The sequence below is a fragment of the Candidatus Parakkermansia intestinigallinarum genome (genome assembly GCF_944389695.1).
GTDB lineage: Bacteria > Verrucomicrobiota > Verrucomicrobiia > Verrucomicrobiales > Akkermansiaceae > Akkermansia > Akkermansia intestinigallinarum.
Genome location: NZ_CALXNG010000012.1, coordinates 32,103 through 45,094, shown reverse-complemented (window position 1 = coordinate 45,094; position 12,992 = coordinate 32,103). Strand labels below are relative to the sequence as shown.

The window sequence follows — 12,992 nt, the reverse complement described above, 5'->3', positions numbered from 1 at the left end:
CCTGCAGCGCCCTTCTCACGGCGCATCGCCGGGGCGGTGGCGGCCTCGGGGATGGAAACGGCGGTGCAGTTGCTCCAGTCTCTTCTGCTCGACGTGGGTGTAGATCTGCGTCGTTGCGAGATCGGCATGGCCCAGCATGTCCTGAATCACGCGCAAATCAGCCCCGTTCTCGAGCAAATGCGTTGCAAATGAATGCCGCATGATATGCGGGAACACGTGCTCGGAAAGCCCGGCATCGCGCGCGCGCTGACAAATCACCTGCCGCACGCGCTCGCGCGTCAGCGGCCTGCCGAGTCGCGAGAGAAAGACGGCATCCGACCTCACCCCCTCGCGCACCAGCAGCGGACGCCCCGCCTCCATGTAGCGGACCAGCGCCTTGGCGGCCACCCCGCCCAGAGGCACGTAGCGCGTCTTAGAACCCTTGCCCAGCACGCGCAGAAAGCCCGACTCGCGATCAATCCGGTCGGTGCTCAGCTGCACCAGCTCACTGACGCGAAGACCGCTGCCGTAGAGCATCTCCAGCATCGCGCGGTCGCGTGCGCCGTAGGGCAGATCCATCGGGTCGACACTCTCAAGCAGGCGCTGCACGGCCGCGGCCGAAAGCGTCTCGGGCACCTGCTGCGTCACCCTTCCCCCGTGCAAGAGAGCAGCGGGATCCGTCGGCAGCACACCCCGCGCCGCCAGAAAGCGAAAAAAAAGCCGCAAATGCACCGTCGCCACCCGGCAGGATGAATCCGCCAGCCCCTCACCGCGCAGAGCCGCCAGATACTCGCCGAGCATCGCGAGATCCACCGACGCCAGCCCCGCCCCGCGAGCCTCGAGCCAGCGGCCGAAGCGCTCGAGACTCTGCCGAAGGGAGCGGCGATAATTGGTGCTCTGCCGCCTCTCTGCCGCCACGGCAAGCAGGAAGCGTTCAATCTGCCCGGCAATGGCGAGGGGCGGCATGCGGCGTCAATTCTGCGAACTGCCCGAAGGCTCCGGAAGCGGCTCAAAGTCGACATCGCCACCCTCGGCGGCGGACGGTTGTCCCGCGGCCTCGCGGCGGCGCTGCTCATAGGCAGCCGCGCGATCCGAGCCGTTGCTGCGAAGAATCACCGCACGCCCCGTCGAACTGACCGTCACGCGATCCGTGGGCTGCACGGCCGAGGCATTGGACTCGGGATTCGGCAGCTGAGCCTCTCCGCCGGGCGTCAACGGCAGGCCCGTCGCGGGATCCGTCAGGCTGTTGGACACGAGCGTCACCGGATCCTCCAGATCGCTCTCGCGCACAAAGCCGCGCTCGCCTTCCTGCGTCTCGACAAAATAATACGTTCCCTCACAGGCAATCACCTTCACACTGGGCGTCCTGACAAGCTTACCGTCGGTCGACTCATCGCGGTCGGGGTTGCGCTCCAGCAAAAACACCTTGCCCTCGCGCACGGGAGCCTCCGCATCGGCCGGGTACTTGCCCTCCTTGAGGATCTCCGCGCGCATCGCGGCGCGAGCGGCCGACGTGCCGGGAGGATCAAGAGGGGAGTCGGGCTTCAGGTACTCGGGGACATAGGTACCGCGGTCGGTCAGACCGCACGAAACGAGCATCAGCGGAAGAGAAAGCAGAAAGGCGGAGCGCAACATCATCATGTCGGCATTCTAGCATGCTCATCTTCAAATTCAAGAAGAAAGACGCCGTCCGCAGACGAAACCCGAACGAGCACCGCGCCGCCCCCCTGCTCCACGGCTTGCAAAAGCCTGAACCCGCTGCTTGCAAGAGCCAGTCCCCGCCATCGGCAAAAGCGCGCTCCACCGCCGGCAAGAGCCTGCCCCGCCCTTTCTCGCGCTCACTGCCCGGGCAGGACTCGGCACCTCAGCCCATCAGCGCCTCGCGGTTCACGAAGAAAACGGCGCCGAGCACGCAGCAAAAGGCCCAGAGATAATCCCACTTCCACTGCTCGCCGACAAAGAAAATCATGAACGGCACAAACACCGACAGAGAAACCGCCTCCTGAATAATTTTGAGCTGCGCCAGACTCAGCCCCTCAAGGCGCCCCACATTGTTGGCCGGCACCATGAAACAGTACTCGAAAAAAGCCACGCCCCAGCAAATCAGAATCAGCTTCCACCAAGGCAGCGCCACCGATTCGCCCGGCTTTTTGAGAAAGCCGTACCAAGCAAAGGTCATAAAGGTGTTGCTGCAAACGAGCAGAAAGACAGTCAGGCAGATGCGGAACATAACGAAAAAGACGGCGGCGCATCATACTCCCGCCCGCCCCCTCCGTCAATCCCAAAAGGGAGAATCACCCGCAAAAACACATAAGCCTGCGCCGAGCCGCGCCGAGCCGCGCCGCGTGCACGGGCAAACAGACTACCCCGAGCCCCTCAGCCGTCCTCGGCCGAGGGGCTCGGGAGCCAACGGCCGATTCCCGGCCGAGGCGCCTTTCCGGACGTCGCGAGCTCACGGCTCAGCGCCGGAGCCCTGCCCGCCTGCCGACGGAGCTGCGCTCTCAGCGTCCGCGGCCTCGGGCGCAGGCTTCGGCTGCCGCGGCTTCACCGCACCGACGTAAAAGCGGCTGCGTCCCGAGGCATCGGGCTTGTGCACCAGCGCAAGCGATTGCAGCGCATCAATACCCAGCAAGCCGGGATCAGCCTCCGGCGGCAACAACTGCGGAGTGATTTCCGCCGAAAACAGCGTCTTGCCCAGCTGCAACCGCCCCTCGTGCCCGACGCCGACCTCTATCATGCGGCGGCCCGAGATATCGGCCACGGGCGTGCGGTGAGACGCGGCGAGACCGGGCTCCCATTGCTCGGGCAGCATCGTCGTCACCGAACTTCCCGTATCAAGCAGCAGCGCAAGCTCGCGCTTGCCGCTCTTCACCTTCACCATGAGACGTCCCCCCTCATCGAGCTCGCCTTCAAGCGGCACAAAGCCCTCCATCTCCCTGAAGCTGCCCCAGGAATAGCGGTTGTTGGCGAAATCCATCACAAAGGGCAGGTAGCGCATCGCATCCATGCCGAGAATCCCGTCGATGGGCACACTTTGCATGCTGTTGACGCCGTCGAGACTCATCACCAGAAAGGCCATCCCGCGCAACTGCGCTCCGCCCGCCTGCAACTCACCCAGCGTCAGGCCGGGGATCTCGGCGGCATTGCCCTGAATCTGCATCTCGGAAGTATCGACATACTCCACCTTGAGCACCTCGTCGGCAAAGCGCTTGTCGAGCACCGTGTGCGTCGCTCCCGTATCCATCAGCAAACGCGCGGGCACGCCGTTGACCAAGCAGGTCACCAGCACCTGCCCGCAGTTTGCATCCCGATACATCGCACCGATCTTCGCCTTCCCTCCGGCGGGCTGCACCGCCGAAGACGCAGGAAGAGAAGACGAGCCCGGAGCATCGGCCGCGCAGGCAGCCAAAGCAACCGCTCCCGTAACCATCAGCAACCCGGCAACAAGACTCCCGGGCAAGAGAACATTCTTCATGACTCCATTCTAGCATCCGGCGGCGCGTCGTCAATGATATTTCAAGACACAAAAAAATTAACTTTACCTCAGTTTCTTCTTGCTCCCTCACAACACTCACGATATAATACGCGCGTATGAGGAAAGCCCTTTTGTTAACTATGGCAACAGCGCTTCCGCTGTATGCCTACGACGCCCCCCCGGCCATTCCCTCCGGCGACGTCACGTACGACGCGGTGAGTTACGACTCCGACGCCTACCTGTATGACGACAGTTCATACGCAGCAGACTTCGGCAACGCCGAAGCGACGGCACCGGCTCCCCTGCAGACGGCAAACACGTACTCGAAGAACGGCCACGTGACGCTCAACCTCTACAGCTCCCAGTATCAGGTTCGCGGCATGGGTGTCACCGACTTCATGAGCAAGTACGGTTGGTCCTCCATCGATGCCTCCTACACCTTCCCGAACCGCAACCTCTTCAACCTCGGGATCGAGCAGCGCATCTACGGCAGCGTCGGCTTCATCTGGGATCACAGCTGCCCGCTGGGTCGCACCCCCGTCGTGCACCTCGGCTACGGCATCGCCAAGGAGCTCTTGCCCAACCTGAAGCTGGAGCTCGCCTACAACTTCCGCCACGGCGGTCTTGAAGGTTACATGGCGCGCTTCTACGACGGCAGCGCCCACCGCATCACGCAGGATCTCACCCTCGGCTTGAGCTACGACGACCACCAGCGCGGCTTCTTCGGCCACGCCCTGGCCGGACTCAGCTTCCAAGGGCTCAACGGCAGCTTCTACGACCTCGAGCTCGGCTACCGCTTCACCGATCTCTACAGCGGCAACTCCCTCGGTCTCGACCTCGAAGTCTCGGCCGGCATGGCAGCCTCGCTGAGCTACTGGGGCTCGGGAGTCGAGGGCATCGACGCCTATCGCGTGCGCGCGGCTCTGCTGCCCTACACGCACAGCGGCTCCTTCGGTCGCGACGGCGCCTTCGGCGTCAGCCCTTGGATTCAGCTCTCCTGGTCGGGCAGCAACGCCGGCAAGATCGACCGCGTCACCGGCACCGGCCCGGTTGATCACATGCAGATCTGCGTCGGCATCGACTGCACCTACAGCTTCTAAAGCCGAGAAAAGGCTTGCCACGGGGGATTCTTTCGTGTAGAATCCCCCCGTTGCGCCGGTTTAGCTCAGTGGTAGAGCTCCCGATTTGTAATCGGATGGTCGTCAGTTCGAATCTGACAACCGGCTCTTGAACTCCGAGACCGCCGTTCCTGAGAGGGACGGCGGTCTCGCCGTATCCGGGGCCGAAGGAGCGCCACGCACCGCGGCATCGGGTGCAAGCACGAAGAGGCAACCGCGGACTTCAGCAGCGGCACGGGGGAGCAGCAACAGACCCGGCCGCTCGCCCCCGCCACAGCGAAGAGCCGCGGAGCACGCCCGCGCCAGCCGCACGGCGCCGCCCATCGCCCGCTCAAGGGAGCGAGAGGCCGAATGCGGGCCCCTCAGCCCACTCGATTGAGCTGCGTGATCGTCGCCTTGGGCTCACCGGCCTCGGCATTCGACGTCGCCCAGACCAACTCGTGCAGCCCTGCCTCGAGGCGATAAATCACCAGATCATTGACGCGAAGCCCCGTCTTGCCCTCCATATGCTCAAAGGCCGTGTGAGGGCTGAAGCGCAGCACGCCCTCGTAATCATCGACGGTGCGGAGAAAGGCGTAATAGCCGGGCTGCGGCGCCTCGACGAGAAAGCGCGATACGTAACACGAAACGCCCGCCAAGCTCTCCTTCTCCCAGCTCAGCGGCGCCTCCTTCGGGCAGCGCACCCCCGCACGGCGGTCGCGCTTCACGGGCAGCAGCGGCAGACGGCGGCGGCGCATCGTTTTCAGCCCGTCGCGCGTCACCTGATAGGTCACGATCAGCACCGTCGCACAGCCCCAGAAGAGCCAGATGCGCAGCCCGTTCATCGCCGTCTCGGGAGCATCCCAGATGAGGCAGCCCGTCAAAAAGGACGCGAAAAGCGCAGTGAGCAGACCGCCGATGCGCCAGCCCAGCACCATGCCCGGGAAGAGCAGGAAGAGGACGGTAAAGGGAATGAACTGTTTGAGGTTCAGCGGCGTGCTCTTCAGGAAATCGCGGCGCAGGCCGGCTTCCACCAATCGGCTCAGCTCGGCCTGAGACGTTTGCGTATCAATCTTCACGCCGCCTAAGGTAACACAGAGTCCCCCCGCATTCAAGGACAAAGAGCAACCTGCGCCTCAGGCTCGGCGCCCGAGACAGCTTCCCCTCCCCGCCTTGAAGACGGAGAGGGGAAACGGGGGAGGGGGCGGCGGAGGCCTCATGACTCTCCACCGGTTCAGAAGAAGCTCTCAGGCTCTCGGCAGTTAGCCTTGCTCCTGAACGGCGCCGTGCTCAGCCAACATTCGAACGATGGCCTCTCCGGCCTTGCGATCCGTCACTTCCTCTATCGTCACTTCCATCATTGACCTTCCTTGCGGATCTTTCGCCTTGGCGTCGGCACCATTCGCCAACAGAATGCGCACCATTTCCGGCCGCTCACAGACAATGGCACGATACAAAACCGAACGGCCGTCCTCATCCACAGCGTTCACATTGGCTCCGGCCTTGATCAGAATCTCGGCGGCTTTCGGATTCCCGCCGGAAACGGCTTCCATCAACGGAGTCCTGCCGCGAAGCACCGCATTGACATCAGCTCCGGCATCCACCAACACTTGAAGAGATTCGGCCATTCCGGCATTACTCAGCAAAAAGATGGGGGTGACTTCTTTACCTTCTAACACAGGGATGTTCGGATTCGCACCGGCAAGGATCAACTGCTTGAAAAGCTCCTTGTCGAAACTCTCCGGATTCTGGGCTTTTGAGAAGCATTCGCGAAGTTTCTGATCGTAATCAGCCTTCGTGATACCCTTCGCTTCGAGAGCCGCAGCGGCCTCTTGGGCAGGCCTATCCTTCTCATCTCCGCACGACACCAGAAGGCATGAGGAGATCAAGCCGGCAAACAATAATTTATGCATATTTTTCATGATTGGATAAGCAACGTACTGATTCGTATGAGCGCGATCTGGAACCGATACGACCGAGCCCCACGGGGACAGTGTAACACATCAGGGGAATTAGGCAAGCTTGAAAGCCCAGCCGAAGAAAAAACGAGGCGGCGAAAGAAGTCCGAAACCGGGCGCTCCGGCTTGGCGCCGAGGCAAGGCGGAGCGCTCAAAGGACAGCGGCGCTGCCTGATCGTCACCGCGCGAGGAGGCTGGGTTCAGGCCTCCTTTTCACCTCCGGGGAAGAGTGGGGTCTTGCGGCAAAAAGAGGTTGCCAATTGCTGCGCTCCGACATAAAATAAGGCCATGCAGGATACCTCTCTCTTCCGCGCCTGGGCTGAGATTGACACGGACGCCATGCGCCACAATCTCGCGGTCATCCGCCGCGTTCTGCCCGAGCACCGACAGATGGCCATCGTCAAGGCTGAGGCCTACGGACACGGGCTGGAGGGGGTTGTCCGCGCTCTCAACGATGAGCCCATCGAGTTTTTCGGCGTCGCGACGATCGGCGAAGCGGCGCGCGTTCGCGCTGCCGGCTGCCAGGTCTGCCCCTTTATTCTCGGCCCCTGCTTCCCGGCTGAACGTGAGGCAATTGTGCAGAACGGATGGCGAGCGGCGCTGTCAAGTCTGGAGGAAGCCCAGCATTTCAATACACTCGGGAAGCTCTACGACAAGAAAGTGCACCTGCACATCAGCGTGGATACGGGGATGGGGCGAGCCGGCCTGCTGCCGACGGATTTGCCGGGGCTGGGGGAGGCGCTCAACAATCTCGAGCATCTGCACATCGAGGGTGTTTTCTCGCATCTTTCGGCGGCATCCAAGGATATTTCGTTCACGCATCGACAGATTCGCTGTTATGAACGTGCGGTCAAGGAGCTCGGTGAGCATCTCGATTTGCCGTACCGCCATCTCTGCAGCAGTGCTGCGGTGTTCAATTATTCGGCGCCGAGCACGAACATGGTGCGCCTCGGCCGCATTCTCTACGGCTACTCGCCCATGCCCTCGCCCTACAACCGCGAACTACGCAATACGCTGACGCTCTACAGCCGCGTAACGCTGGTGCGCACGTTGCCGGACAATCACGGCGTCTCTTACGACCACACCTATATCACCAGCGGTCCCACGCGCGTTGCCACCATCGGCATCGGATTTGCGGACGGTTATTTGCATTATCTTTCCAACACGGGAGCTCGTGTCTACCTCAACGGGTCATACTGCCCCGTGCTCGGCCGCATCACGATGGATCAAATTATGGTTGATGTCTCTCACCTCAGCGCGGTGGAGCCCGGCGACGTGGCGGAAATCATGGGGCCGAACGTGCCTTGGGAAGAGCTCACGGCGCGCGCCAACACGATCCCGAGCAATGTGATTACGAGTATCACGGGGCGCGTTCCCCGTATTTATCGCCCCTGAGTATTTCAGCCGAGGGCACAGCCGCGTATCAGACGAAACACGTTCGGAGGGAGCGCCTCCGAAGCGGAAGCGCGTGACGCCTGCAGACGTGCGGCATCCGTGCACTCTGAGTCAGCTATCGAGACAAACGAAAATAGAGGCGAAGGGGGCATACCCTTCGCCTCTGAAGATATTCGCAAGAGGGGAAACTCGCCATGCCTTGCGACGCTGTCAAGCCCCCCCTCCTCGCTTCTCCGGGGATTGAGATCCGTTCAGCGGAGCAGATCTATCGCACTCTGGCGATTAAAGCCGCGGCTTCCGGTAGCGATGTCCACTGCCGAGCCCCTGCCGAGCTCCTGCCGATTACCTGCCGCCCCCTTGCCGATTTTGGCAATCTTTCTCAAATGCGTGCTAATTCTTTCTCATGGTCTTGCGGCGTTACGGTTGAGATCCGCTCCCTTGGAAAGCAGGAGTTGAATCACCTCGATGCGCTGCTTATCAGCCGCCTTCATGAGAGCCGTCTCGCCCAGGCGGTTCTGAGCATTGATGGCGGCACCGCGAGCGAGCAAAGCCTCCGCAATCGAAGCATACCCCTCATCCGCAGCCTCCATCAGAGCCGTGTCACCGTCGCGATCCGCCAGATTGACGTTGGCTCCGGCGTTGAGCAGCATCATCACAATGCGCTCATGCCCCTCGGCCGCAGCTTCGATGAGCGCGGTCTTGCCGTCGTAATCCTGAAGGTTGACATCAGCCCCGGCCTTGATCAACGCTTCCACCACGTTGGCACGCCCCTCCTCAGCGGCCACCATCAGCGGCGTCTCGCCGTCCTCGCCGCGCTCATTCACCTGAGCACCTGAGGCAATCAGCGAGCTGACGCGATCTGCCCACCCGCGTTCGGCAGCGCGCATCAGCGGCGTTTCGTCATCATCAGCCAGCAGCGGCAGGCAAGCTACGGCAGCACAGGCGGCAAGCGCCGCAGGAGCGGCGAGGCGGCGGCAGCCTCGTCCCAATTTGTTGAGGTAGATCGTCTTCATATCTGGAATGAGTTTAAAGTTACCCTTTCAACTTACACCCGCTGTCGCAGACTGTCAACAAGCATTTATGCCATATTCGAAAAATAATCCAACTAATTTAGCAGGAAATACACCGAACAGACGCTCCTTTCCATCGTCCCTTCGTACCATCATTCCTCAGCCTCTTCGATCCGACGCACCGCGCGCCGCATTTACGCGAGCCGCTTTTATGCAAGGCTCAGCACACGGGTCAGCAGACAAACGAGCACACGAGAGATTTACCGTTGACTTTGCTCCTCAGGGGTGGTAGGCTTCCGGCATGTCACAAGCAGACCTGATTGAGCAGATCCACCGGCTCCGCAGGGAGCGCAATGCCATCATTCTGGCCCACAGCTACCAGCGGGGAGAAATTCAAGACATCGCCGATTTCGTGGGTGATTCGCTCGCCTTGGCTCGGCAGGCTCAAGCGGCGGACTGCGACGTCATCGTTTTCTGCGGCGTGCATTTCATGGCCGAGACGGCCTGCATTCTCAACCCGAGCCGCACCGTTCTGCTGCCCGATCTCGATGCAGCCTGCTCGCTGGAGGCCTCCTGCCCGGCTGCGGAGCTCGAGGCCTTCCTGCAGGAGCACAAGAGCGAAAACTATTACGTGGTCGCCTACGTCAACTGCTCCATCGGCGTCAAGGCTCTGGCCGACGTGATCGTGACAAGCGGCAACGCTCAGCGCATCATTGAGACGGCTCCGACGGATCGCCCGATTCTCTTCGTGCCCGATCGCAACCTCGGCGCTTGGACGTCGGCCAAGACAGGGCGGGCGATGACGCTGTGGAACGGCGCCTGCCACGTGCACGAGCAGTTCTCGCGCGACCGCATTCTGGATCTGCGCGAGCAGTATCCCGACGCGGAAGTCGTCTGCCACCCCGAGTGTCAGGAGCCGATTCGCCTGCTGGCCGACCACGTCTGCTCGACGGAAAAGATGATCGGCTACTGCTCGCAGTCGGCTGCCCCGCGCTTCATCATCGTGACCGAGAACGGCATCCTGCACCGCCTGCGCAAGCTTGTGCCCGGCAAGGAGTTCATCCCGGCGGGGACGGAGAAGTGCTCCTGCGCCGAGTGCGAATACATGAAGCTCAATACGCTTGAGAAGGTTCGCAACTGCCTGCGGGACATGAGCCCCGAGGTGCGCGTGCCCGAGGAGCTGCGCCTGCGCGCGGAAAAGCCGCTGCTGCGCATGCTCGAGCTTTCGAAGTGACGCTGATCACGGGCGCCGCACCGCGCAAGGCGTCGCCATAGCTTCAGGAAAGTCCGATGCAAATTGCTCCGCACATTCTCGCCCACGGCAACTGGATCTCGATGGAGGATTTCATGGAGCTGGCGCTCTATGACGAGGATTACGGCTATTACAGCACGCACATCCGCGACATCGGCTACCGCGGCGACTTCAGCACCAGCGCCACCATCAGCGATTTGCCGGCAAGACGGCTGGTGCGCGCCTGGAAGCAGAGCTGCCGCGACCACGGCCGCCGCCTGCCCTTCATTGAAATCGGCGGCGGCAACGGCGATCTGGCCATGGCCATCTCGCGCAGCCTCGGCTTCATCGGGCGCCTGCGCTCGCGCTACCTCATGGTGGATCGCTCGCCGAAGCTGCTGAAGATTCAGGCGATGGTCGGCGGGGGCTTTGTGCGGGTGTACCCGACGATTGAGGCGGCGCTCAAGCATGCGGGCGGTCATGCTTTCATTTTCTGCAACGAACTTCCGGACGCCTTTCCGGCGCGGCAGTTCGTGTTTCAGGGCGGCGAGTGGCTGGAGCTGGGGCTTGCCGTCATCGACGGGCGCCTCGTGCGCCAAGCATGGAAGCGCCCCCTGCCCGCCTCGACGGCTTTTGAGCGCTGGGCGCGCGAGGGTCAGGTGATTGAGGTGCACGAGAGCTACCACAAGTGGTTCACGGCCTGGCAGCCGCTCTGGAAGAGCGGGAGCTTCATCACCATTGACTACGGCGAAGAGGTCGAGACGCTCTACGACCGCCGCCCGGCCGGCACGCTGCGGGGCTACAAGGCTCACACGCTGCTGGATGTCGACAGCCTGCCGGCGGCGGCCGGGCACTGCGACATCACGGCTGATGTCAATTTCAGCGACCTGCGGCAGCTCGCCGACCGCTGCGTCGGCGACGTGACGGAGTACATGAACCAGCGCGATTTCCTCAAGGATGACGCAGACATGAGCAACCCCGGCGATCGCCACCTCATCGAGACGCCGGGAGCGGGCGACCACTTCAACGTGCTCATTCAACACCGCTTCACCGGCTGAGGCTCGGACAGATGGCGACCATGACAGGCGAACACTTCACCCTCAACGGTCGGCGCATCGACGCAGAGGGAGTTCTCAGCGGCCGGATTGCACCGCGCAGCGACAGTGAGCGCGCCGCGCTCGACTTTCTGCGTGCGTGGTACGGCCCGGCGGACGGCATTGAGCTGCACAGCTCGGGCTCGACGGGTGCGCCCAAGCGCTTCGTGGCCTCGCGCGACGCCATGCGAGCCGGGGCTCGCCTCAGCAACCGCCTCTTCGGGCTCGGCCCGTCCTGCACGGCTCTGCTGCCGCTGCCGCTCGACTATATCGCGGGCAAAATGATGATGGTTCGCGCCCTCGTCGGCGGCTTTCACCTGCGCGTCGTCGAGCCCGATTCGCACATCATTGCCCGGCTCGATGCGGCACTGGGGCCGGGCGAGCGCTGTGATTTTGCGCCGCTGGTTCCGCTGCAAATCAACCGCGCCCTCGAGGAGCCGCAGGGGCTCGCTCCGCTGGCGCGCATCGGCTGCGTGCTGGTGGGCGGCGGCTTCATCGACCCGAGCGTCGAAGAGCGGCTGCAGGAAGCTCCCTGCCGCGTCTGCGCCTCGTACGGCATGACGGAGACGCTCTCGCACGTCGCGCTGCGGGACATCAACGGGCCGGAGCGCAGCTCTTGGTACAGCCCCCTGCCGGGCGTCGGCGTCTGCCGCAGCGGTGAGGGCTGCCTCGTGCTTCGCGTGCCGCATCTGGGCATCGAGAGGCTGGAGACGAACGATCTGGCCGAGCTGCGAGCCGACGGGCGCTTCCGCCTTCTCGGCCGCCGCGACGCCGTCATCAACAGCGGCGGCATCAAGATTCAGCCCGAGGCTCTGGAGAAGCAGCTGAGCGCCGCCACGGGGCTGAGCCTGCTCATCGTGGGCACGCCGCATCCTCTGCTCGGCGAATGCGTCACCCTGCTGCTGGAAGCGGAGCCCGACGGCGAGCAGGAAGCATTGCTCGAGCGAGCCTGCGCCGCCCTCGACCCCCATCTGCGCCCCCGCCGCCGCCTCTGCCTCACCGCCTTCCCGCGCACCTCGAGCGGCAAAATCGCCCGCGCCCAAGCGCAGGCCATCGCCTGCACCCGGCTCCGTGATGATGAGCACTGAGGCCGGGCTCCGCCTCACAACTGAGCTTCACGACCTATCTCGCCCCCGACGAGGGGCGCGAAGCGGCTGACGCCGCGCCCCCTCGCAGACGCTAACCGTGAGTTGCCGCCCCGCATCCTTCGTCAGGAGCTGCAAGCACCTGATCATGAAGCGCAATGCCCCTGCGAAGCTGACCGATTCCCCTAGTCCTCCGCGGTGTTCAACTTCGTTTTTTGAGTGAAAAAGCGTTCACGCACTTGACATCCGATGAAAAATGGGTACAATCACTCAAACAATTCATCTTTTTCTAAAATGGCAAACAATGAAACCCGCGCCCTGAGCCGCTTGGCAGGCGTCTTCAAAGCCTTGGGACACCCAACGCGCTTGTGGATTGCCAAGCGATTGGAAAGCGGCGCCTGTTGCGTAGGGGACATTGCTGCCGCTACGGCCGAGGGCGCCTCGACGATTAGTCAACACCTCACGATTCTGAAACAGGCCGGAGTCGTTGAATCCGACAAACAAGGCAAAAATGTCTTCTACAGTCTGCGTTACCCCTGCCTGCCTTGGCTTATTCGCTGCATGGAGGCAAGAGACGGGCATCTCAGCGAGGACCCGGATGAGGCTAGGGAGCTTCTGAGCGAGCAGCTCCATCACCTGCTCCGCCTGCTCTAAAGTCTCAGATTGCC

At 62.6% G+C, this 12,992-nt stretch carries 13 protein-coding genes and 1 tRNA gene; 7 read left to right on the top strand and 7 right to left on the bottom strand.

All coding sequences use genetic code 11. The features are described 5' to 3' along the window. Window positions 1–15 precede the first annotated feature (15 nt). The 4 genes from AC6UAL_RS04980 to AC6UAL_RS04965 all read right to left on the bottom strand — a co-directional run bounded on the left by AC6UAL_RS04980 (window position 16) and on the right by AC6UAL_RS04965 (window position 3,454). Window positions 16–945 carry a tyrosine recombinase gene (locus AC6UAL_RS04980; RefSeq protein WP_500682265.1) on the bottom strand — a complete coding sequence of 310 codons (930 nt, stop codon included), beginning with the start codon at window positions 943–945 and terminating at the stop codon, window positions 16–18. A gap of 6 nt (window positions 946–951) precedes the next feature. Further along, window positions 952–1,620, bottom strand: a complete 669-nt coding sequence (locus AC6UAL_RS04975; RefSeq protein WP_500682264.1) for a hypothetical protein — start codon at window positions 1,618–1,620, stop codon at window positions 952–954. Between the two features lie 223 nt (window positions 1,621–1,843). Continuing rightward, window positions 1,844–2,209, bottom strand: coding sequence for a DMT family protein (locus AC6UAL_RS04970; RefSeq protein ID WP_500682263.1), 366 nt, complete (start codon window positions 2,207–2,209; stop codon window positions 1,844–1,846). 222 nt (window positions 2,210–2,431) lie between these two features. Then, a complete protein-coding gene (locus AC6UAL_RS04965) occupies window positions 2,432–3,454 on the bottom strand; it encodes a retropepsin-like aspartic protease (RefSeq protein ID WP_500682262.1) in 1,023 nt (340 codons plus the stop codon). Window positions 3,455–3,570: 116 nt separating this feature from the next. Here AC6UAL_RS04965 and AC6UAL_RS04960 point away from each other — a divergent pair, with 116 nt between their 5' ends. After that, entirely contained in the window at window positions 3,571–4,554 is a 984-nt protein-coding gene (locus AC6UAL_RS04960) for a hypothetical protein (RefSeq protein WP_500682261.1), read from the top strand. Between the two features lie 54 nt (window positions 4,555–4,608). Further along, window positions 4,609–4,680: transfer RNA gene (locus AC6UAL_RS04955), tRNA-Thr, on the top strand. A 254-nt stretch (window positions 4,681–4,934) separates the two neighbouring features. Here the strand turns inward: AC6UAL_RS04955 and AC6UAL_RS04950 are convergent. Continuing rightward, entirely contained in the window at window positions 4,935–5,630 is a 696-nt protein-coding gene (locus AC6UAL_RS04950) for a hypothetical protein (protein WP_500682260.1), read from the bottom strand. A gap of 183 nt (window positions 5,631–5,813) precedes the next feature. Beyond that, window positions 5,814–6,473, bottom strand: coding sequence for an ankyrin repeat domain-containing protein (locus AC6UAL_RS04945; protein ID WP_500682259.1), 660 nt, complete (start codon window positions 6,471–6,473; stop codon window positions 5,814–5,816). Between the two features lie 324 nt (window positions 6,474–6,797). Here AC6UAL_RS04945 and alr point away from each other — a divergent pair, with 324 nt between their 5' ends. Continuing rightward, window positions 6,798–7,904 carry an alanine racemase gene (gene alr / locus AC6UAL_RS04940; RefSeq protein ID WP_500682258.1) on the top strand — a complete coding sequence of 369 codons (1,107 nt, stop codon included), beginning with the start codon at window positions 6,798–6,800 and terminating at the stop codon, window positions 7,902–7,904. Between the two features lie 401 nt (window positions 7,905–8,305). On the opposite strand, the gene AC6UAL_RS04935 is transcribed toward alr, so the two are convergent. Then, window positions 8,306–8,917, bottom strand: coding sequence for an ankyrin repeat domain-containing protein (locus AC6UAL_RS04935; RefSeq protein WP_500682257.1), 612 nt, complete (start codon window positions 8,915–8,917; stop codon window positions 8,306–8,308). A gap of 298 nt (window positions 8,918–9,215) precedes the next feature. Between AC6UAL_RS04935 and nadA the strand changes: the two genes are divergently transcribed. The 4 genes from nadA (at window position 9,216) to AC6UAL_RS04915 (ending at window position 12,978) form a co-directional block, all read left to right on the top strand. After that, entirely contained in the window at window positions 9,216–10,148 is a 933-nt protein-coding gene (gene nadA, locus AC6UAL_RS04930) for a quinolinate synthase NadA (RefSeq protein ID WP_500682256.1), read from the top strand. A gap of 56 nt (window positions 10,149–10,204) precedes the next feature. Next, window positions 10,205–11,203 (top strand): SAM-dependent methyltransferase, encoded by a 999-nt coding sequence (locus tag AC6UAL_RS04925; RefSeq protein ID WP_500682255.1) that lies wholly within the window; start codon window positions 10,205–10,207, stop codon window positions 11,201–11,203. Window positions 11,204–11,214: 11 nt separating this feature from the next. Next, window positions 11,215–12,327 (top strand): AMP-binding protein, encoded by a 1,113-nt coding sequence (locus AC6UAL_RS04920; RefSeq protein ID WP_500682254.1) that lies wholly within the window; start codon window positions 11,215–11,217, stop codon window positions 12,325–12,327. A 291-nt stretch (window positions 12,328–12,618) separates the two neighbouring features. After that, entirely contained in the window at window positions 12,619–12,978 is a 360-nt protein-coding gene (locus tag AC6UAL_RS04915) for an ArsR/SmtB family transcription factor (protein ID WP_500682253.1), read from the top strand. Window positions 12,979–12,992 lie beyond the last annotated feature (14 nt).

What these genes read in the sequence shown, in the direction of transcription:
- AC6UAL_RS04980 (WP_500682265.1), bottom strand. Translation starts at nt 945, where the DNA reads ATGCCGCCCCTCGCCATTGCCGGGCAGATTGAACGCTTCCTGCTTGCC.
- AC6UAL_RS04975 (WP_500682264.1), bottom strand. Translation starts at nt 1,620, where the DNA reads ATGATGATGTTGCGCTCCGCCTTTCTGCTTTCTCTTCCGCTGATGCTC.
- AC6UAL_RS04970 (WP_500682263.1), bottom strand. Translation starts at nt 2,209, where the DNA reads ATGTTCCGCATCTGCCTGACTGTCTTTCTGCTCGTTTGCAGCAACACC.
- AC6UAL_RS04965 (WP_500682262.1), bottom strand. Translation starts at nt 3,454, where the DNA reads ATGAAGAATGTTCTCTTGCCCGGGAGTCTTGTTGCCGGGTTGCTGATG.
- AC6UAL_RS04960 (WP_500682261.1), top strand. Translation starts at nt 3,571, where the DNA reads ATGAGGAAAGCCCTTTTGTTAACTATGGCAACAGCGCTTCCGCTGTAT.
- AC6UAL_RS04945 (WP_500682259.1), bottom strand. Translation starts at nt 6,473, where the DNA reads ATGAAAAATATGCATAAATTATTGTTTGCCGGCTTGATCTCCTCATGC.
- alr (WP_500682258.1), top strand. Translation starts at nt 6,798, where the DNA reads ATGCAGGATACCTCTCTCTTCCGCGCCTGGGCTGAGATTGACACGGAC.
- AC6UAL_RS04935 (WP_500682257.1), bottom strand. Translation starts at nt 8,917, where the DNA reads ATGAAGACGATCTACCTCAACAAATTGGGACGAGGCTGCCGCCGCCTC.
- nadA (WP_500682256.1), top strand. Translation starts at nt 9,216, where the DNA reads ATGTCACAAGCAGACCTGATTGAGCAGATCCACCGGCTCCGCAGGGAG.
- AC6UAL_RS04925 (WP_500682255.1), top strand. Translation starts at nt 10,205, where the DNA reads ATGCAAATTGCTCCGCACATTCTCGCCCACGGCAACTGGATCTCGATG.
- AC6UAL_RS04920 (WP_500682254.1), top strand. Translation starts at nt 11,215, where the DNA reads ATGGCGACCATGACAGGCGAACACTTCACCCTCAACGGTCGGCGCATC.
- AC6UAL_RS04915 (WP_500682253.1), top strand. Translation starts at nt 12,619, where the DNA reads ATGGCAAACAATGAAACCCGCGCCCTGAGCCGCTTGGCAGGCGTCTTC.